This is a genomic window from Rothia sp. 27098_8_27 (assembly GCF_041432805.1).
GTDB lineage: Bacteria > Actinomycetota > Actinomycetes > Actinomycetales > Micrococcaceae > Rothia > Rothia mucilaginosa.
In genome coordinates this window covers 714,871-735,590 of the sequence record NZ_JAPWAJ010000001.1, presented here as the reverse complement: position 1 = coordinate 735,590, position 20,720 = coordinate 714,871, and the positions used below count along the sequence as shown (strand labels likewise).

Sequence of the window (20,720 nt, the reverse complement as noted above, 5' to 3'; positions counted from 1 at the left end):
CACGGTGTTGCTATTTCACTGTGGTTATCTTTTCACCGCGCTGCGATGGCCTGCAGCGTTAACAGGTGATGGTTTGTCTTTGTTCGTAGAGGAAGGTTAAGACCTCCATGTCTCACAGGGCTATTGTTTCTCGACGCGCCGTGCTGTCTTGGGGTGCGGTGTCTTTGGCGACGCTCGTGAGCTCTTGCGCGGGTCTTCCTTCGAATGACAAAGTGACTCAGCACAGTAGCGGTCTGGATGTGAAGAGCGTCAATACTTCTCCGGCGCGTGCGCCGGGTCCGCTGGCGGGTGCTACTCCCGAGGCGATTATTGAGGGCTTCGTGCGTGCTGGTGTGGATAGCATTGAGAATTATGCGGTGGCGCGCCAGTATTTGAGTTCTTCTTTTGCGGGTCGTTGGAATCCTATGGGTACGACTCGTGTGTACCGTAATACGGTGCAGCCTCGTAGTGACGATAGCGGAACTGCTGAGGGGATGTACCATGTGCGTTTCCAGCAGACGGCGACTGTGAATAGTCAGGGTATTACGAGCACCTTCCCTGAGGCTCAGACTGAGACTCAGGATTTTACGGTGATCATGGAGGATAACCAATGGCGCATTAACTCGTGCCCGGATGGTTTGTGGCTGGATAGCGCTGAGTTTGAGCGCGTGTTTAGCCCGTGCCGCCTGTATTTCTATGATCGTGCGTTCCGTTATGCTGTGCCTGATATCCGCTGGTTCCCGCATACGGACCGCTACTTTGAGCTGCTGGTGCGTACTCTGATGATTGGTCCGGCGTCCTATTTGAAGGATGTCGCGTTTTCGGCGTTGAATGAGTCGATGAGCCTTGAGACCGCTAACATGAGCGATAACCAGGATGTGCTGGTTCGCCTCTCGGGTGAGCACCTGGACGATAACCGTTTGGCGCGTGTGCGTGAGCAGATTATGCACGGCTTGGAGAACTTCTCGGGTCTGGGCAAGACTGAGGTTTTCTATAACGGCACTCTGATTCCTGAGAACGCGCCGAGCGGATTTTCTGCGGTGAAGCTGAACCCGGGTGTTCCTGCCCGCACGGTTGCTATTAACTCGAACGGCCAGATGGTGGCACGTGATGACTATATGAGCAATGCGGGTGAGCAGCTGCTTCTGCGTGGCGTGACCCAGTTGAGTTCCCCGGCGATGGGCTATTCTGCAGACGTTTATGCCTGCTTGGCGAATGATGCTGCGAGCCTGTACACGGTGTATCAGGGCACTGCCCGCCGCGTGTGGCAGAGTACCGCGCTGACTGCCCCCAGTTTTGATGCGTACGGCTGGGTGTGGGCTGCCGATGGTGAGGGTACTGTTCGTGCCTTCAAGCCGGATTCTGAGGATGCAACCGAGCGTGAGCGCGGTGTGGATATTGGTTTGTCCTGGCAGCGTAATTTGAGCTTTACGAGCGTGAATGTTTCTCACGATGGTGCCCGCATGGCGATTGTGGCGTCTACTGAGGGTGCGTCGGCTGTGATTATTTCCGGTATTGTGCGTGATGATGCCGGTAAGCCTCTGCGTCTGACGGAGATGGTGCGTCTGAGCTCTTCTGTGACTCCGCGTAATGCCCGTTGGGCTGGCGACCAGAGCGTCGTGGTGGTGAACGTGAAGAATGGTGAGTCTGAGGTGATTTCCCTCAGCGGTGAAGAGACGAAGCTGGATCGTCTGGATGGTGTGATGACCATTTCGACGGCGGATAATACGTCGAATATTATTGCTCACCGTTCTGACGGTTCGTGCTACCTGATGGAGGAGCGCGGCTGGATCCGTCTGGACACGACCCTGCACGAGATTAGTTACGCCGGTTAGCCCCTGTGGCGGGGTGCGGCGCGCGGAAAGGTTGTTTTTGGTGAGTTCAGTACAGCGTGGTTTGAACGATTCCGTGAATGGGTCCTGGAGCGAGTCTCTGGCCGGGCTTGCGGGCGCTCTCAAGAGCGCCAGCGGGGCTTTGGGCGAGGTATTGATGCCGCGTACCTGCCCGTGCTGTGCTGTACCGGTGGCGTACGGTGCCGGCTCACCGCTGTGTGAGAGCTGCCTGCCGCAACTACATTCGGCGTTGGCGCGTGTGGAGCGTGTGCAGGTTCTGCAGCCTCTTGATGGTGCGGTGGTTCCTGAGGTGCGTGCAGCATCCCGTTATGAAGGGATGATGCCGCGTGCCCTGTTGGCTTTGAAGAACGCTGGTCGCACCGATTTGCTGTCCCTGTTGGGTGAGGGTTTGGCGCGTAGCGTGTACGAGCTTCTCCGCGCTCACCGGGAGGGGCTTCAGCCGGAGTCTGCTTCTTCAGTCCCGGTTGAGGTTCTGCTGATTCCGGCGCCGTCCTCTGCCCAGAGCGTGCGCCGCCGCGGCTATGCGCCGGCGAATCTTTTGGCGCAGGAGGCGGCGCGTCAGCTTAATAAGCGTCTGCCTGCCTCGGTGCGGGTGCGCGCTGTGGACGTTATCGGGTACGTTCCTCGCAACCGGCGGGGGAGCGGCGCCTCCATTATTTCTGATGCGATTTCCGGTGCGCAGAATGAGCAGAAGAGCTTGGGTGCTGTGGGTCGTGCCGAGCGGATGCACGGTGCCTTGCGCGTTATGGAGCCTGCCCTGTGCGCGGGTCGGATCAGCATTATTTGTGATGATGTGGTGACCACCGGTGCGACCGCCTCTGAGATGGCGCGTGTGCTGCAGGAATCTGGTTCGCGGGTGCTGGGCGTGTGTGCTGTGGCGGCGGTACCGAAAAAGGCTCAGACATAGCGTTTCTTGTAGTTAGTTGCAAGAGATACACGATTTTTGGCGAATAAAGTTCGCAGACGGACGAATAGCTATTATTTGCGCTAAATATTTGTCATATCTAGTGATATGAAACATGTTTCGTACTAAAATATATACAAGGGAACGGCATTGAAGTCGAACCCCCGTACCGGGTCCAACCGGACGCGGTATAAGCCCCCAACCTGGAGGGAATGATCGTGGAAGTCAACATCTACGGCCGCAATATCAAGGTCACCGAACGCCTGGAAGAATACGTGAGCGACAAGGTTCAGAAGTTCGCTCAGCTCGGCGATAACGTGAAGGACATCGACGTCAAGTTCAGCAAGGACGGTCACCTGGGTGGCGAGTCCATCCGCGTGGAGATTACCGTTGTTGGTACCGGTCCTGTCCTCCGTTCCGAAGCCCAGGGTCACGACAAGTTCGCGGTCTTCGATGAAACCTACGGCAAGCTCCTGGAGCGTCTGCGCCGTGCACGTGACCGCCGCAAGCTGCACAAGCGCGGTGGCAAGCACCCCGTCTCCGTAGCGGACGCTACCGGCTCGATTCCTGTGGTTACCGAAGCAATTACCGAGATTCTGCTGCCGGATGTCCCGGTGGAAGAAGCAGCATTCGACAACAGTGAGGTCACCCTCGCCGACGAAGCCGCATCTCCCATCGAGATTCGCCACAAGAGCTTCAAGGGCGAGCGTCTGACTCCCGCAGAAGCTGTTGACCGTATGGAACTGGTCGGCCACGACTTCTACCTGTACATTGACAGCGAGACCGGCGCACCGGCTGCGGCATACCGTCGTAAGGGCTGGAGCTACGGCATTATTACTCTGGATAACGAGTAAAACCCAACGTACCTGCTGGCAGCTGAGGCGCAGGACCCTCTGAGGTGACATGCCCAGCGAGCAGGCTAAGGACCCGGGCGGTCTGGAAACACGCACTGTGAATCTCCAGGCCCCCGGGTTTTCTGCGCTCTCGTTCTGTGCTTTCCCTTGTCTGGGCCTTCCCCGCCTCGTGTGGAGCCAGTTCTGCTGCTCTCGGTGGTACCTGCATCTTAGCCGGAGGTCTCAACCGGAGGGTGAAAGATTCGAGTGTCACCAAATGTCACCTCGTGGGCGCAGAGCGTAAAAAAGAGCTCGGACGGGCGAATTAGGCGGCTCTGCCATACAATATGTAGGAAGGCCTCACCGCGCGCACTTTCGCGCGCCCTTGGTGAGGGTACCGAAACAAGCAAGGAGTAGAAGCTCAGTGGCATCTTTCTTGGAGAAAATCCTCCGAACCGGCGATAAGAGGGTTCTGCGACAGCTCGAAGCGTACACTAAGGCGGTGAACTCGCTCGAGGACAGCTTCGCATCGATGACCGATGAGGAACTGCGAGCAGAGACCGACAAGTTCCGCGAGCGCGTCAAGGACGGCGAATCCCTCGATATTCTGCTGCCGGAGGCCTTTGCGGTGGTCCGTGAAGCGTCCAAGCGTACCCTGGGCAAGCGTCACTACGATGTGCAGCTCATGGGTGGTGCAGCGCTGCACCTGGGCAACATTGCCGAAATGAAGACCGGTGAGGGTAAGACCCTCGTCGCGACCCTGCCCGCGTACCTGAACGCGCTCAGCGGCAAAGGCGTGCACATTGTGACCGTGAACGACTACCTGGCTGAGTACCAGGCGAACCTCATGGGTCGCGTGTTCCGCTTCCTCGGCATGGAGTGCGGCGTGATTCTCTCCTCCATGGAACCTGACGAGCGTCGTAAGCAGTACGCCGCAGACATCACCTACGGTACGAACAACGAGTTCGGCTTCGACTACCTGCGCGACAACATGGCATGGACCGTGGAGGAGCAGGTTCAGCGCGGCCACAACTTCGCCATTATCGATGAGGTGGACTCCATCCTGATTGATGAGGCGCGTACCCCTCTGATTATTTCCGGCCCCGCAGCCGGTGAGGCAAACCGCTGGTATGCAGAGTTCGCGCGCATTGCCGCAACCCTGCTCAAGCGCGGTGAAGACTACGAAGTAGACGAGAAGAAGCGCACCGTCGGCATCCTCGAATCCGGCATTGATAAGGTGGAAGACCACCTGGGTGTGAAGAACCTCTACGAATCCAAGAACACCCCGCTCATTGGCTTCCTGAACAACTCCATTAAGGCGAAGGAGCTGTTCACCAACAACAAGGACTACGTGGTCATTGACGGCGAGGTCCTGATTGTTGACGAGCACACCGGTCGTATTCTGCCGGGCCGCCGCTACAACGACGGCATCCACCAGGCGATTGAGGCGAAGGAAGGCGTCGAAATCAAGCCTGAGAACCAGACCATGGCGACCGTGACCCTGCAGAACTACTTCCGCATGTACGACAAGCTGTCCGGTATGACCGGTACCGCGGAAACCGAAGCGGCAGAGTTCATGAACACCTACGAGCTCGGCGTGGTGCCCATCCCCACCAACAAGGGTGTGCAGCGCATCGACAACCCCGATAAGGTGTACCGCGACGAAATCGCCAAGTTCAAGGCGGTCGTCAAGGACATTAAGGAACGCCACGAAAAGGGCCAGCCGATTCTGGTGGGTACCGCAAGCGTGGAGAACTCCGAGTACCTTTCCCGCCAGCTGGCGAAGGCAGGCGTGCGCCACGAGGTGCTGAACGCAAAGAACAACGAGCGTGAGGCTGCTATTGTTGCGCAGGCGGGCCGTAAGGGCGCCGTCACCGTGGCAACCAACATGGCTGGTCGCGGTACCGACATTATGCTCGGCGGTAACCCCGAATTTGAGGCCGTCGAGAAGATGCGTGAGCTCGGCCTGGACCCGAACACCAACTCCGAGGCGTACGAGGCACGCTGGCCTGAGGTTCTGAAGGCCTGCGAAGACGCCGCAGCCGAAGAGCACGAGGAAGTCACCGAGCTCGGTGGCCTGTACGTGCTCGGCACTGAGCGTCACGAGTCCCGCCGTATCGACAACCAGCTGCGCGGTCGTTCCGGCCGTCAGGGCGACCCGGGCGAGTCCCGCTTCTACCTGTCGCTGACCGACGAACTGATGCGCCTGTTCAACACCGGCATGGCAACCCGCCTCATGGCAGCAGCCCCCGAGGACTCCGCACTGGACTCCAAGATCGTTAGCCGCGCCATCGCTACCGCCCAGGCAAACGTTGAGGGCCGTAACGCTGAGCAGCGTAAGAACGTGCTCAAGTATGACGATGTGCTCAACCGCCAGCGCGAAGCGATCTACAAGGACCGCGGCCGCATCCTGCACGGTGACGACCTGAAGGAACAGATTTCCGGTTTCGTGGACGAGGTGCTGACCACCATCATTGACGCCCGCGTCTCTGAAGGCCACGCCGAGGACTGGGACTTCGACGAGCTTTGGGACGCACTCAAGCAGGTGTACCCCATCTCCATCACCGTGGAGGACCTGGCAGAAGACGCCGGCGACCGCACCAAGATCACTCGCGACCAGATTGTGAAGGAAGTCTTGGCGGACGCGCACCTCATCTACGATGAGCGTGAAAAGAGCGTCGGCGAAGAGAGCATGCGCGAAATTGAACGCCGCGTCATGCTGTCCGTCATTGGTGAGCGCTGGCCCGAGCACCTGTACGAGATGGAATACCTCAAGGAAGGTATCGGTCTGCGTGCGATGGCTCAGCGTGACCCGCTGGTCGAGTACCAGCGTGAAGGCTACGACATGTACCAGTCGATGCTCGGTGCGGTCCGTGAAGAGACCGTGACCTACCTGTTCAACCTGGACCTGTCCAAGCAGCGTACTCAGGCTTCTGCCGTGCGCCTGGCTGAGCCTTCACGCCCGAAGTTCCTGCAGTACTCCGCCCCGGATGAGGACGGTCACGAGCAGGTTCACGTGGAACGCTCGAAGGAGAAGTAGCCTCGGCGTAAACCCGAAAATGCTATAGACGCAACAGAGAGGGTGCGAATCCAATACCGGATTCGCACCCTCTCTGCGTGTCTGTGCGTTATTCTGTGGGCGATTTATCCAATGGGCGATGAGGAAACCTAATCTTCCTCGACCCGGCTCTGCGGCTGCTCAATCGCGGTAATCAGCCACATACCGTGAATCAGACGCATCTGCATGGTCACCACGCGAACCTTATCCGCACAACGCAGTAGCGCCACCGCTTCGTAGAGCTCCTCGTGCACCTTCTGCGCTCGCACCCGCAGCAGAACCGGAGGAATAGTCAACAGCATCTCTTGGCGCACCTGACGCGGATTCTTAGGGAAGAACGGTAGCAGACGGTGGAAGCAATCCGCTGACACCCACTGCGCCAGCTGCTGACGCGAACGACGAGCCGACATGATCTCCAGGTAAGCAATCGCCACACCCGCGCAACGGCCCTCCAGCTGGCGAGCTAGCGCATCCGCCGGACGCAGCGGGCGGCCCCTCTTCGCCACCTTCGGGCGCTGCGCCGAATGCTGCTCATAACGCGGAAGCGGCAACAGCGAATAGATCGACGGGTTGTTCCTCCTCTGCACCAGAGCCATCGTGCCCTGCCCCTGCTCCGGTAGCGGAGCGACCTGCTCGGCACTCGCGGGCTGGGGCACCGACTGAGCCACCGGCTGGGAGGTGCGTGCCGCCTGACGCTTCGAGTACGGGCTGGCAGACTGGTTGTCGCGGGAGGCAGGCTGATGCGGCGGGGTCCACGGGGAACGGGGGAGAAGGTTGGAGAAGCTCATGACGGCTCCTTTCGGTGCAGAGGCTTTCGGTGCAGGGGTATGTGAGGTGAGTCGAGCCAACGAAAGACTGTTGGGATGAGGTGGAATGGGGTGGAAGGCGCGGGTGAGGTTAGTGAACGGGCTGTTCGGGGATCTGCAGAACCTGCCCCTCGTAGAGCAGCTCGGCGTTCTGACCCAGAGCGTCCTTGTTCGCCTCGTAAATGTCGAGGGTGTAGTCGTAAATGGTGGAGGCGTCGGTGCCTTCGCCCAGCTGGTCGGCGGCAATCGACCAGAGCGTATCGCCCGCCTGAACCGTGTAAGAGTAGGTGCCCGCCTCGGTGCGGGGAGGAGAAAAGAAGGGGCTACGGTCCTGCAAGTAGCCTGCCGCCTCCGAAGGCTCGGGAGCCAGGGGAATATTGGGAACCTCAGCAGAAAGGGCCAGGGGAGTAGCGGACTGATTCGGGGTGGTATCGGAGAGAACCGCATCTGAGCTGGCGTCTGCCGCCGCGGTAATCGATGAATCTGCTGCCATAACTGCTGAAATGGGTGTCTGCGGTATGCCCTCCGCGCCGTTCAGCCCGGCGTTGCTGGGCGTAGCCACCGTAGCTTGCGCGGGAGCCAGAACCGCCCCCACTCCGAGCGCCGTGCCGCCGAGCGTCAGAACGATGCGGCGCATAAAACGCGGACGGAAAATCGCCGGAACCTGCAGCACAGCGCGGTCAGCGTTGCGGCTCGAAACTCGCAGGGAACGAGCGTAGAAGAGCGCGTAGATAAAACTGATGAACCACCAGGCGGTAATGAGGGCTGCTACCGCGCCAGCGCAGAGCAACGAAGCATCTGCCAGCGGGTGTGCCGAGGGGATGCGGTGCAGATTCACGCTTAACGCGCCCAAGACCGCGGCGGAAAGTAGGGGAGGGGCGATGAAGAGCAGAGCATCCTGGTAGCTAGCTTTGGTGCTGGTTTCGTGACCTGCGTCAGCGCCGGATGCCAGAGGAGCAACGGATGCAAGGGGATGCGAAGCGAAGGCTGCGGGCGCCTGACCCGGCGTGGAAAGATGGTCCACAATGACCTCCAAATGGTGTGTTTGATGTGTTTTGGTATTGCTTTATTTATACAGGAAGTCACGCTAAAAATGAAGCAAAAAGCATCAAGATATATGAAAAACATGTAATTTGGTGGAATTTGCTTCAAAAACCAGGTTCAAGAAGCATCATCCGATTAGAAAGCACCCCGGTTAGTGTCTGCACCCGCTACTCGGGTAGGGTCATAGCATGAGCATGGAAAAGTTCCTACGAGACATTGAGGCGCGCCTCGCCTCCGAACGCGCCTGGGATATGGAACAGGACGCCCGCCAAGTCGCCCGCGTCCAGTACTCCACCATCACCCTCGACGACCGCCTCCTCGCGCAGGTCGGCGGACCCATTCGCATCTGCGCCACCGACATGCAAACCTACGAAGGCAAACTCGAAATGGTCGGCGAAGAATGGGTCAGCATCGAAGCGCGCGGCGAGAACATCATCATCCCCCTGCGCGGAATGCTCTGGTGGGAAGGTGGCATCGCTCCCGGGCGCGCTGATATTCGCCCCGAACGCTACCGCATGAAAATTCAGCTCGCCCTCCGCTCCCTCGCTATGGCACGCGAACCCGTCCGCCTCTCCCTCGAAGGTGGCACCGTCAGCTACGACGGCGTGATCGAGCGAGTCGGTGCCGACTTCCTCGAATTGCGTCTGCTCAACGGCGGCCAGTACCCGCGCATCTACGAACGCGACCAGTACGCGCGTGCAGCCTACGGCGCGCAGGGAACCTACGGGCAGGGTGGTTACGGTCAGGGTGGTTATGGGCAGGGCGCCTCCGGCTACTCCCGTGCACCTCGCGGCGCCGGCGTGCGCACTATTCCGCTGGCTCGTATTAGCGCAGTCATCGCCCGTATTTCACGCTAAAAGCACGGGGAAATAGCGAGCAATACCGTTCGTGGGTACGCTCGCAAAAAACGCCTCGACAACTATAAATACCCTTATGAAAGCAGTAATAAACACAAAAAGGTCCGCCCCTCTTCATTGAAATCTCAACGAGAGGAGCGGACCTTTCTAAAACACTCGAGCATTACGCCCGCGAGGTGCACGTCGAAATACTAATCGACCTTAGCCTTTGCAGTGAGCTTGCCGGAAGCAATCGCCTCCAGAGTCTGCTCGTGGCGCTCGGTAATGTACTCTTCAAAGCGAGAGCGTTCAATACGCCACTGGTTACGTCCACCAATCTGAATGGCGGGAAGTTCGCCGCTACGCACCAGAGCGCGCACCTGCGAAAGCGAAACCTGCAGCTCCTCGGCGACGTCGCTCAGAGTGAGGAAACGAGGTGCAGTCATCGAATTGAATCCTTTCCGTGAGTGAAATCCTGGGCCCCTAGCTACCGTTAGTAGCCTTTTACATAGAGTCCATACAGAACATCTATTGAGTACTTTCAGTATATGCCATCACCGTGAAATTTGCTCACAAAAAGCCTTATATGAGCTGAAAAGTTATCTAATCGCCCCTTCAAAAGGGGCGAAACCCAAAAATATTTCATAAACACGACTCTTGTTGAGAGAGAATACTAAATGAAATATGCTGTTAGGGTTAGTGCCAGAATTCAGTCAAAGCACTAACGAATACACACCACTCGCTCATCGGTCAGTTGAACAACACCGGAATCACCGCCGGCTTCCGCACCGAAAGGCACAACCACATCATGCGCATACGACAGAACGCGACGAAGCGTTCCACCCTCACCGAGCCCCACGCCAAACGCCTCAAAAGGCCCACCGTCAAAGACTGGCGATTCATTCTCGGTGTACTACTCGTGCTCGTTTCCATTACCGGCGTGCAGCTCTACGTGCAAGCCAACAACAGCAAAACCGAGTACTACACCGCCAAAAGCGAAATCCGCCTCGGCGAGAAAATCACCGAAGACAAACTAGCCCGAGTCGAAGCGAACATCGACTCCGCCAAAGATAAGTACTTCACCCGCGCCGATGCCGCACAGATGAACGGCAAAATCGCTACCCAGCGCATCCCTGCCGGCAACCTCATCAGCAAAGAATCGGTAGGCACTGAAACCTCCCCAGGGCGCCGCCTCGCCACCGTCAGCATTGACCGCACCGCCGCCTCCGCACTGAAGGCTGGCGAGCGCGTGGACGTGTGGACTTCCGGCCCGCGCAACCCCGACACCAAGAGCGATAACCGCGCCGAAAACGGTGCCCGCGCCATCGTCACCAATGCCGAAATCGTTGCCGTAACGGTCGATGAAGGCGTGCTTGGCGCCAACGGCAAAGCAACCGTGCAGCTGTGGGTCAAGGAAGAAGCCCTCGCCGCCCTCGTCAAGGAAAGCAACAGCGACTCCAAGATCAGCCTCATCCCCGGCACCTACGGGGAGGGCCAGTGAATATCCCCGTCATCCTCTACGGCGATGACGGTTCGCTCCTGAGCCGCATCGAATCCCAGCGCGGCCGCGTCTCCGTGGCGCGCACCGTGCAGGACTTCAGCGAAGCCGTCGGTATGGCGCACACCGGTATCGCCCGCGTGCTGCTCTGCGTCCACGTGCCCGCCGAAATGAGCGTCTCCACCGTGGACGCGCTCGCCGCCTCCGAAGTGCTCCTGGCGGTTATCGCCCCGGACACTCTGCCCCTGCCCACGCAGGCGCACCGCATCCGCCCCGAAGCGGCCCTCGATGAGATCCTGGGCTCGCTCGAACAGGCGGTGGATGCGGCGCTCGCCCGACCCGCCGCAGGCTACGGCGTGCCCGCGCAGATTCCGGCTCAGCCGCCCGTTCAGCCTGTCGCCCACCGACCGGAGGGCGTCTACGGTCAGGACGCCGGTTACGGCTACAATGCAGGCTACGGCTACGACAGTGGATACGGCGGCTACGGTTACGATAACGGAGCTACTGGCTATGGGGCGGGCGGCTACGGCTACGACCCCGCCGCGGGCACTGCATCAAATACCGCCGCACCCTACGGAGCCGACTACGGAAGCTACGGAATCGACCCCGCAGCCCCCGCCGGAAACGCACCCGGTGCACCCGGCGTACACGACCCGGCAGCAGCCTCCTCCGTTGCGCCCAGCAACGAAGAATCCGTGCTCAGCCAGGCCGCCGCCATCGTCGACTCTTTCGCACCCGGCAACGACTACGCCCTGCACGTGCAGAACGAGAACAACGACGGCACCCTGCCACAGCACCCAGACATCAACCAGGATCCCGCCGCGCCCTCCCGCTACCAGCCCGGCCACCGCCTCGGCAAGATTGTGACCGTCTGGGGCACTCACGGTGCACCCGGCCGAAGCACCATCGCATTCAATCTCGCCGCTCTCGCGGCGCAGCAGGGTCAGCAGGTTTGCCTCATCGACGCAGACACCTACGCGCCCAGCCTGGACGCGCTCATGGCGCTCGAGGACACCGGCTCCGGCCTGGCGATTCTCTGCTCGGACGCCGACCGCGCCCAGCTCGACGAGAAGAAAGCCGGCGCCATCATGGAGCGAGTGCCCCTCAAAAACGGCACCTTCGACTTCTTGAGTGGCATCACTTCCTCCTCGCGTTGGCCCGAGGTGCGCGCCCGCGCCTTCGCCGAGGTACTCGAATGGCTCAAGCACCGCTACGACCTGGTCATCTGCGATGTTGCCGCCCCCATTGAGGTCGATGAGGAACTGACCTTTGACGGCCCGGCACCGCGCCGTAATGCCGCGACCCTCACCGCGCTCGCCTGCTCCGACCGTGTGATTGCACTCGGCGAAGCGGACGTCATCGGCCTGCCGCGCCTGATTAACCTCGCCCGCGAGGTGCAGTCGCGCCCGGATCTTTTCGCCCCAGAAACGGATGTGCAGTACTGGCTCAATCGTAGCCGCCGCGAAGCCGCCGGATTCAATCCCGAGGCTAAGATGAGCGATAACTGGGCGCGCTACCTGTCGGTTCCGCTCACCGGCGTGATTCCGTACGAGCGTAAGGTCATGGACCGGTTGCGCCGCAACGGTGAAGCGCTGCTGGAGGTCGCACCCCGCCACGCGGTCGTGCAGTCCCTGGAGGCGATGCTCGAGGGTATGTACGCGGTACGCCCCGGCGCTTAACTTCAGCCCCGGCGTACAGGTCCGTCAGCTACAACTAATGCCCGCCAGAGGCGGGCGAACGAAACCCCGGCGTATCGGTGTTTCTCTCGGTTTCTTCTAGGAACTGCAGAGCGCCGATACGCCGGGTTTTTGCGCCTTCACACGGGGGTCGAAACGGGGGAGTAGTGCGAATGCCTCACTGTACAACTGAGGGGTGCATCTCATTGCGCTGCGTCATATATGCGATTAAAAAGCGCGCTCCAAGAAATGCTCTGTAAACTATTCCACGTATTGTCGTTTGAATGGGATTTGCGGCGAACAAACCGTAAAATGGTTGAACACACCCGAACTTAGGGAAGCACACAAACATATGTCTTTTGCAGAAGGAATTATGAGCGCCTGCGACTTCGGTCCCGGCGACACTGAACGCGTTCACCTCATCATGGGCGAATGGCAGGTCATCTCTGACATCGCCCAGAGTGACCTGGTTCTATGGTTCCCCACCGACTACGTTGTTGCCGACGGCAGCTCCCCGGACGCCGTATCCGGTCCCAGCGTAACCAGTACTTTCCGTGCCTTCGCGCACGTGCGCCCCTCCAACGTCCGAACCCTCTTCCACCACGACATCATCGACCACGACATGGAAGACGGAATCCGCGACGAAGCATACCGCGTCTGGATTGACCAGAACATCAGCACCTACACCGACGAAGGAAGCGGTGAAGGCGTTGGTGCCCGCCCGCGCGTACACGTAACCTTCGTGCCTATCGTGCGCAACAACCGCACCATTGCGTTGCTGACCAGCCACAAGATTGCCACACCCAGTGGCTACCCCTCCATCAGCGACGAGGTCTACGAATATACTGCCGACACCATGCTCTCCATGGTGCACTCCGGCCTGTGGCCCGACCCCCTCGCCCAGGGAAACAACACCCAGGGCAACCCCCGCGTGATCGACGGCATTATTGTGCTTGACCCCGCCGGCCGCGTGGTGGTTGCCTCCCCGAATGCGAACTCCATGTACAACCGCATGGGCATGACCGGCTACCTCGAAAAGCAAAACCTTGCCGACGTCACCCGTGCGATGCTTCCTGCCGGTGAACAGGCAGACGAAACCCTGCAGCTGGTCCTTGCCGGTCGTAGCGACCTGCGCACCGAATTGGTTATTGCCCGTGCTCGCGTGACCATGCGATCCATCCCGCTGCTGGTGCAGAGGCGCGCCCGCATCGAGCGTGAGGGCGCCGTGATTCTCTGCCGTGACGTGACCGAGTTGCGCCGCCGCGAACTGGAACTTATGACCAAGGACGCGACTATCCGCGAAATCCACCACCGCGTGAAGAACAACCTGCAGACCGTGTCCGCTCTACTGCGCCTGCAGTCACGCCGTATGACCACTGATGAGGCACGTCAGGGCCTGGAGCAGGCGATGCGCCGCGTGGCAACGATCGCTACCGTGCACGAGGCGCTCTCGCAGGGCCTGACTCAGAACGTCGACTTTGATGAGCTGATTGAGCGTCAGTTCCACCTTGCCGCTGAGCTTGCTTCCCCCGGCCAGCACGTGTCTACCAAGCTGATTGGTTCCTTTGGGTCTTTGCCGAGCCAGTTCGCTACCCCTCTGGCACTGGTTATCAACGAGGTTGTCGCGAACGCTGTCGAGCACGGCCTGGACGGCGAGACCGGCACCGTGACTCTCGAGGGTATTCGCGGCACCAACGATGAGGGTGAGAACATCCTCACCGTCGTGATTACTGATGACGGTAAGGGCATGGGCGATAAGAAGATTGAAGAGTCCGGCCCGAACGCCTACCGCCCGGTGACCGGTAAGGAAGGCCTGGGCATGCAGATTGTGCGTACCCTGGTGGCGAGCGAGCTGAACGGCTCGATTCGCTGGGAGGCTAATGAACCGAAGGGCACCCGCGTGGTGATTACCGCGGTGCTCGTCTAAGCCCTTCTCGTATGACATGTAGAACTGCCGCCGCCCCGAGTACGGGGTGGCGGCAGTTTGCTGTCTAGATAGGTTCTGTATATGGCAAAAGCGTGGTGCAGTGACTTTATATCACTGCACCACGCTTTTGATGCCCTATTGAATACTCCGGAAGTTAGGATGCACGGCGGGCACGAGCTGCGCGACGCTTCATCGCACGACGCTCGTCTTCACTGGTGCCACCCCATACGCCGGAGTCCTGGCCGGTCTCGATGGCCCACTTCAGGCAGACGTCTACAACCTCGCAAGAGCGGCAGACAGTCTTAGCCTCTTCAATTTGCAACAGGGCAGGTCCGGTGTTTCCTACGGGGAAGAACAGCTCCGGATCCTTGTCCAAACAAGCTGCACGACTACGCCAATCCACGGTGGACCTCCTTCATGATTTACGGTCTCACGCGGTGGCAAGACACATCTATTTTCCTGTGTGCGTGTCAAATACATCCGCTGAGGGGATGCTCACCCAGCGTTAGGGTGAAAATTGACTTATCAACTTTCGCATGTTGGAGCGGATGTGACAAGTACTTTTCTCTAAAAACTTCAGTATTACGCTGAGGCATCTATCACTTAGGCTAACCTTTGTCTAATTGAGAGGGTGGGGAATCGCATGCTGACACACATATCCTGCGTCTCGTCTCATGGGCGAGACGCAGGCGGTTGGGTGAGCGGCACCTCAGGCATAATATAAAGCGGTACCTACCCCTGAAATACCGCACCGACGACGAGGCGGTGAACCCGAGACGGGGGGGCAATGCCACCCGCTAACGCACCAGCACATCGACCAACACATCGGACCAAATACACCCCGGTCTGCCGCCAACACTACCCATGAGGAGCCCACCGTGCCGTCACGCCCGTTCAACGTCATCTATGCATTCGCCCTGACCGAAACCTTCGCGGCATACATCCTGATTCGCGGTATCCTCTACCCCTTTATCGTCAGCGGAATGTCTACCGCCCAAGCGATTGTGGGCGGTGTGCTCCAGGTGCTCATTGCCGCGGGCATGACCTACTTTGGCCTGCGTTTCTACCGCGGCCGCTTCGGTTCGCGCCTGCCCATGATCCTGATTACCCTCTGCGCACTGTGGGTCACCGCAAGCACCCTCGTCATGAACGTGAGCGCCTACGGCCTGAACATTGGCCAGGTCATCACGATTGCGGGTGTTATTGGTGCGGCGGCTGCCTTCATCTTCGTGCTCATGCCCAGTAGCCGCCGCTATATTGAGGCGGTCACCGAGGCATCGGGCGAAGAAGCAGAGAAGTACAGCCGCCGACGCCGCTAAACTCCCAGAGCAATAAACCCGAGATTGTTCAGTTCTAGACCGCTACCGGAACCTTCTGCGCGGCTGTTACAGCCTGCGCTGCCGTGGTCAGAGCCAGGGGAACCTGCGCCGCGCACACGGAGGCGCCATCCACCACCACAAGACGGCCGGCGGGCTGCTCACCCTGCGTGAATCGATCCAGAGGTAGCGCGGTCACCGTGCACATGTCGGCATCCGCCAAGGATGCGGGCGCGAGCAGAAGCGCACGCGAGCATCCCATGAGCGCAGCCAGCAGGGGTGAGGAGGCACGCCTCGGCCAGGGCGTGTAGGCGACCAGCATGGCGCGGAACTCACCGCGACGCTCCAGAAGTAGCTGCTGAACGGCGGGCTGTAGGTACTGCAGATCGTCAATGAGCACGAGCGTGTGCGCGGGGTTCTTCACCGAGTCCAGGAGCGCACGGGTACGCTCCACGCTTGGCGGCTCACCGGTGCTACCTCCAGAACCTTCAAGGACGAGGGCGCTCAGCTGCGGGTTGAGCTGAGCAATGCTTTCCAGCAGGGTACTTTTACCCGCCGACCGGGAACCCTGCACCGGAACTACCGCGCCAGCCGGGGCGCTCATCCACACCGGCATCTGCCGGCGGTCAAACGCGACCAACAGCTTAGCGCCCTGAGGATTGCAGGTGGCGTGGGCGGCGGTTACGTACTCGGTCGAGGGCATACGATAGTACTCGGGGAACTGCCGCAGAAGAGTGCCGGGGTGAGCGCTCGACCCGCTAGAAGCGCTCGCGGCGTTACCCCGCAGAACCTGAATCAGCTCCCGGAAACCCGAAACACAGGGCGAAAGAATCGACGCGCTCAGCGGCTGATCCCCGATTAGCTCCTCGTTGATGGCACCCTCCACGCAGTAGTGGCTCTGCGCCGGGGTCGGGTAGTCCTTGCTTGTCGAACGCATCAGGTCGGCGTCCAAGAAGCGGCGGCTCAACAGCGTAGAATGTGCCGCCGCCGCGAAACGACCGCGCGGATTCAACGCGGAGGTGAACACCACCGAATAGCCGCGACGGCACCCCTGCGAGAGCAGGTCGTAGAGCAGGTTCTCCGTGTCGGGTTGGCGAACCAGCGCCTCCAGCCAACTATCCAGACCGTCCACAATGATGAGCGGGCGGGCGGTGGCCTCAGCACCCCACAGGTTCGGGGTGCGTAGCTCCTCCAGACAGAATCGCAGATGCGAAAGTTCCTGCGCGCCCACGAGCGACTCAAAGGCACCGGCGTAGGGTTCCAGGTCGCGGTAGAGCGCGCCGTCAGAGGTCAGCAGAACAACTGGCGTGCGGGCGGCGAATGCCTGAGTTAAAAGCCCGTAGAGCATCGGGGCGCGTTCGGCGCTCTGAGCCAGCAGCGCCAGAGCCTGTTGACCCGACCAGCTGATCGGGCGGCGCACACCGTAGCGGGCAATCTCCAGCTCACCCAGCAGATAGCCTTCGGGGGCGGTGTTGGGCTCGACATGTTCCTGAGAGGTAGCCGCCGGGTCAATGCCGTACGCTACCGGTTCGCTCACCGGCGCCTCCACCACGGGCAACGGGGTGTTCTCGGGAAGCTCCGGCGGAATCGGGCAGTACTCATCCTGAACTGCCTGAACTGCCGCATTCTTCTGAAGATTCTTCGGCGCGTACTCGCGTTCATAGAGCGCACGAATCTGCTGAGCCGAACGAATCAGCAGCTCATCCTCATTGCCACCCAACGTCTGAACGGCAGAAACGGCAGTCAGCTCACGCCAGCCGCCCTCCTCAAGACCCAGCACCTGCACCGGACGGGCATCGCTGCTCGAAGGGACCGCATCCACCAGCGGGGCGCGGAACGGCAGGGAACGACCATCCGGCAGGCGCACATACCCGGCACCCGGATGCGCCGCCGAAATATACGCCGCAGACTCATGCTCCAGCAGGTTATAGGAATCCTGCGCGCTCGCCACACGCAAGCAAATGCTCGTGGCAATATTGGCGCGAATATCCTGCGAAATAGCGCCCTGCGGACGCTGAGTCGCCAACACCAGGTGCAGACCCAGCGAGCGGCCAATCGTGGCGATGCGCATCAGCTCAGCCATAGCGTCCGGCATGGAATCGATGAGCATGCGGAACTCATCCACCACAATCAGCAGCTCGGGGTAGCGCGGAGTCGTACCCGCCGCTTGGCAGGACGCCAGGTAGTCGCGGTAGGAGTTCACACCGAGCGCCTGCAAATCCACCTCGCGGCGGTGAATATCGGCGCGCAAAAATTCGAGCGCACGCTCCACCGCGGACACATCAAAATTACTCAACACGCTGAGCGCATGCGGCAACTGAGCCAGAGGACCCAAACCAGCCGAGCCCTTGAAATCCACCAGAATCAGGCCGAGGCGCTCGGGCGGGTAACGTAGCGCAGCGCTGAGCACCAGCGAACGCAACAGCTGCGATTTGCCGGCACCGGTCGTGCCACCGAGCAGCCAGTGCGGGCCGTGCTCAGACAGACCAATATTCAGCGATCCACCCGAAGAAACACCCAGGTAGCAGCGAATATCGGAGGCGTAACGCTGAGCGGACCAGCGCTGCAGAACAGACTCCACCGCCATGTCATCGGTGCGGTTCTTCTGCCGCGCGCTCTGCGCCTGCAGGGAAGAGAATAGATGCGCCGACTGGTGCACCTGTGCCTCACCGAGCGCACCCTGCTCCTGCTCGCATCCGGCGCGGTACAGGTTCTCAAGAGCGGCACAGAACGCCTCAACGCTGAGCCCATCGGCATGCTGGCACAGACCCTCACACGCCAGCGGATGCACCTGGTAGACACCCTCGGTGGGCTGCACCGGCGGCGCCGCATAACCCTGCGCGCGGTAGCGAATGCTCTGACGGTGGCTACCCTCACTCGTACACTCAACCCAGGCGGCACCAAAAAGCGCACCGGGGGCATGGGTGGAGCTATCACCCTCGGCACTGCCCAGCACGCAGAGCGCCGGGGCGTTCATCTTCTGCTCACGCGGGGAGGCGAACGCACGGGAGTGCGAAGACTCCGCGACCGCCCCAGAGTTCAGTGCGGTCAGCAGGGGAGCGTAGATAGCGCTCACCACCTGCGGCATGAGAACCAGCGGCGGAACAGAAGCGGAAAGCTCCGACTGCAAGCTACTCTGCAGGGAATGCAGATACTTCTCCTGCTGCGCGCCCGGCAGACAATGCACGCTCACGCCCGGCACCACAGCCAGAGTTTGCAAGAGACTATTAGTGCGTTGCTGCTCAGCGCTCTCAGCACCGGCCAACAGAACATGCACCGAACCCGGATAACCCGCCACCAGCTGCACCAGGTAGGCACGCAGATGCGCCTCCTCCAGCTTCAGATAGTGCCCGAGAATCGGGGTGGGTAGCGGCAGATAGTGGGGCGCATCCTGCTTTTCCAGAGCGCCCAGCGGGAGGTTGCGGCCGCGCAGGTAGGGCTGGCGGGGACCGCACCCGAGCACAATAGCCGGGTAGGCGGCATCATACAGAGCAGAGGGACCCGAAATCGCCAGGTCGCCCGCGGTCGGCAGGGCGAGGGCACGTTCCTTTTCCTGCAGTGCCGCCTGATGAGTTTGCTGCGATGCGGCACGGTTCTCCGCCCGACCGCCAAAGAAATGCAGAAGCATCAGCAGCGAAGACGCCGCAGACATCAGCAGAAGGAACCACATGCCGGTCACCAGCGCAATAATCAGACCCACCACAATCGGCAGGCACACGCTCAACAGAATCTGCTTGAGCTTACGCGGCGCGGGAGGGTTCACCACCACCGGCTCAAAGGGGTTGCCGGCATCGCCCAGGTGAGCGAGCATCTGCTCGGGCTCGCCAGGGGTCGTGGTGGGCGTGCTCGCCTTTTCTACGGTGTGTTCGCCGTCTGCGCTGGGGGAGGTGAGCATGCAGAGTGAGGAGCCGAGACGGAAAGGCTCGTCCCAGCGCAGGATGCGCGGCTCGGCGCCCTGCACCTTCTTGCCGCCCTGTGCTTTCATACTGCCCTGTGCCTTCTCGCTGCCCTCGCTCGCGGCGGGGCGTTTTTCGATCCAGCGGATGCCGGAGCTGTCGGCGTAGAAGTTGCCGTGCACCGGCTTGAGGAAGGGGTCCTGCAGGTGAATGTGGTGCGGCTGTTCTCCTCCACGGGCAGGTAGTGCTGCCCTGCCGAGGCTGGTGCGGCCGCGGCTGATGGGGAAGGTTGCGCCCGCGTCGGGTCCGCGCAGAATGTGCAGGAGGCTGACGGCGGGCGCGCCCGGAGTTTGAGATTTGTTCGGAATGCGGCTGTTCGGTGTAATCGAGGCGCCGGCGGGGTCCTTATCATGCGCGGGGCGTAGCTGGAACGTCGTTTCCTGCGCCTGAGCGTGCGTGCCGGGTGCAGGGTGTTGCAGGGCGTGGTTGAGTGCCCGCTCTAGAGCCTGCTGGTTTGCACTACCGGGGTTGAGTTGTAGTCCGTTGGGTACCGCCTCGCCGTCGAGTCGGAGTACGCGGGGGTAGGGGAGTGCGGTGTTGTGGTGGTCGAGAAAGAAGAGAGTCATGCCCTTAGAAAACATTAAAAAGCATTAAAGCTCAATAAATTATCTGTAGATAAACTAAAATGTTCGTATTTTTTGAATTTTTCGCCCTATTTTTCAAAAAATTGTGGATAAACCACCTCAATTGCTTCTCGCATACGTCAGCTCACATCCCTAAATGCGCTGATAGGTGCGCTTTCTTGTAACGCGTGAAAGCCTTGAAGCATCCGCTACAATCTGCCCCTTGTAGCTGCGGCTCTGGGTGGCGGCTAATTACCGCCGCAACTAGGGCGGGTGAATATTTACCCGTAAATAAAATTCCTTCACCATGAGCGGGTCGTAAAAATACGCAGAAGAAAGAACTATCTCAGACCGGCGTGACCTCGGGGTTCGTGAAGAATATTCACTCGGGGAAAGAGTGCGCGAACAATAGTCCAAAAGCCCCTAAAAGCACGTCATAAGTATGCGTAGTGCTTGATAAACAGGTATCTT

General features: G+C 60.2%; 14 protein-coding genes. 9 read left to right on the top strand and 5 right to left on the bottom strand.

Annotation, left to right across the window (positions count from 1 at the left end; translation table 11 throughout):
- Positions 1 to 107 precede the first annotated feature (107 nt).
- The 4 genes from O3675_RS02750 to secA all read left to right on the top strand — a co-directional run bounded on the left by O3675_RS02750 (position 108) and on the right by secA (position 6,609).
- A complete protein-coding gene (locus O3675_RS02750) occupies positions 108 to 1,814 on the top strand; it encodes an LpqB family beta-propeller domain-containing protein (RefSeq protein WP_371570812.1) in 1,707 nt (568 codons plus the stop codon).
- Positions 1,815 to 1,854: 40 nt separating this feature from the next.
- Positions 1,855 to 2,739, top strand: a complete 885-nt coding sequence (locus O3675_RS02745; RefSeq protein ID WP_371570810.1) for a ComF family protein — start codon at positions 1,855 to 1,857, stop codon at positions 2,737 to 2,739.
- Positions 2,740 to 2,948: 209 nt separating this feature from the next.
- On the top strand, positions 2,949 to 3,590 hold the full coding sequence (gene hpf, locus O3675_RS02740) for a ribosome hibernation-promoting factor, HPF/YfiA family (protein WP_230457231.1): 642 nt from the start codon (positions 2,949 to 2,951) through the stop codon (positions 3,588 to 3,590).
- A 403-nt stretch (positions 3,591 to 3,993) separates the two neighbouring features.
- Complete coding sequence (gene secA / locus O3675_RS02735) at positions 3,994 to 6,609, top strand: preprotein translocase subunit SecA (RefSeq protein WP_371570807.1); 2,616 nt, start codon at positions 3,994 to 3,996, stop codon at positions 6,607 to 6,609.
- 128 nt (positions 6,610 to 6,737) lie between these two features.
- Here the strand turns inward: secA and O3675_RS02730 are convergent, their stop codons facing one another.
- Both O3675_RS02730 and O3675_RS02725 read right to left on the bottom strand, forming a co-directional pair.
- A complete protein-coding gene (locus O3675_RS02730; RefSeq protein WP_371570804.1) occupies positions 6,738 to 7,415 on the bottom strand; it encodes an Rv3235 family protein in 678 nt (225 codons plus the stop codon).
- Between the two features lie 109 nt (positions 7,416 to 7,524).
- Positions 7,525 to 8,457: a LysM peptidoglycan-binding domain-containing protein gene (locus tag O3675_RS02725; protein WP_371570803.1), complete on the bottom strand. Its 933-nt coding sequence runs from the start codon at positions 8,455 to 8,457 to the stop codon at positions 7,525 to 7,527.
- A gap of 208 nt (positions 8,458 to 8,665) precedes the next feature.
- Here O3675_RS02725 and O3675_RS02720 point away from each other — a divergent pair, with 208 nt between their 5' ends.
- Complete coding sequence (locus O3675_RS02720) at positions 8,666 to 9,334, top strand: hypothetical protein (protein WP_005505376.1); 669 nt, start codon at positions 8,666 to 8,668, stop codon at positions 9,332 to 9,334.
- A 191-nt stretch (positions 9,335 to 9,525) separates the two neighbouring features.
- Here the strand turns inward: O3675_RS02720 and O3675_RS02715 are convergent, their stop codons facing one another.
- Entirely contained in the window at positions 9,526 to 9,759 is a 234-nt protein-coding gene (locus O3675_RS02715) for a helix-turn-helix domain-containing protein (protein ID WP_005505378.1), read from the bottom strand.
- A gap of 362 nt (positions 9,760 to 10,121) precedes the next feature.
- Here O3675_RS02715 and O3675_RS02710 point away from each other — a divergent pair, with 362 nt between their 5' ends.
- From O3675_RS02710 to O3675_RS02700, 3 genes are all read left to right on the top strand, one after another.
- Positions 10,122 to 10,814 (top strand): SAF domain-containing protein, encoded by a 693-nt coding sequence (locus tag O3675_RS02710; protein ID WP_303987085.1) that lies wholly within the window; start codon positions 10,122 to 10,124, stop codon positions 10,812 to 10,814.
- On the top strand, positions 10,811 to 12,490 hold the full coding sequence (locus O3675_RS02705) for a CpaE family protein (protein WP_371570796.1): 1,680 nt from the start codon (positions 10,811 to 10,813) through the stop codon (positions 12,488 to 12,490). The genes O3675_RS02710 and O3675_RS02705 overlap by 4 nt, the downstream gene beginning before the upstream one ends.
- A 349-nt stretch (positions 12,491 to 12,839) precedes the next feature.
- Positions 12,840 to 14,414: a sensor histidine kinase gene (locus O3675_RS02700; protein WP_070687513.1), complete on the top strand. Its 1,575-nt coding sequence runs from the start codon at positions 12,840 to 12,842 to the stop codon at positions 14,412 to 14,414.
- Between the two features lie 154 nt (positions 14,415 to 14,568).
- Here O3675_RS02700 and O3675_RS02695 read toward each other — a convergent pair whose 3' ends face one another.
- Complete coding sequence (locus O3675_RS02695) at positions 14,569 to 14,817, bottom strand: WhiB family transcriptional regulator (RefSeq protein WP_005505386.1); 249 nt, start codon at positions 14,815 to 14,817, stop codon at positions 14,569 to 14,571.
- 475 nt (positions 14,818 to 15,292) lie between these two features.
- On the opposite strand from O3675_RS02695, the gene O3675_RS02690 reads away from it, so the two are divergent.
- Positions 15,293 to 15,733: a hypothetical protein gene (locus O3675_RS02690; protein WP_049337847.1), complete on the top strand. Its 441-nt coding sequence runs from the start codon at positions 15,293 to 15,295 to the stop codon at positions 15,731 to 15,733.
- Positions 15,734 to 15,767: 34 nt separating this feature from the next.
- Here the strand turns inward: O3675_RS02690 and O3675_RS02685 are convergent, their stop codons facing one another.
- Positions 15,768 to 20,252, bottom strand: a complete 4,485-nt coding sequence (locus tag O3675_RS02685) for an FtsK/SpoIIIE domain-containing protein (protein WP_371570793.1) — start codon at positions 20,250 to 20,252, stop codon at positions 15,768 to 15,770.
- Between the last annotated feature and the right edge of the window lie 468 nt (positions 20,253 to 20,720).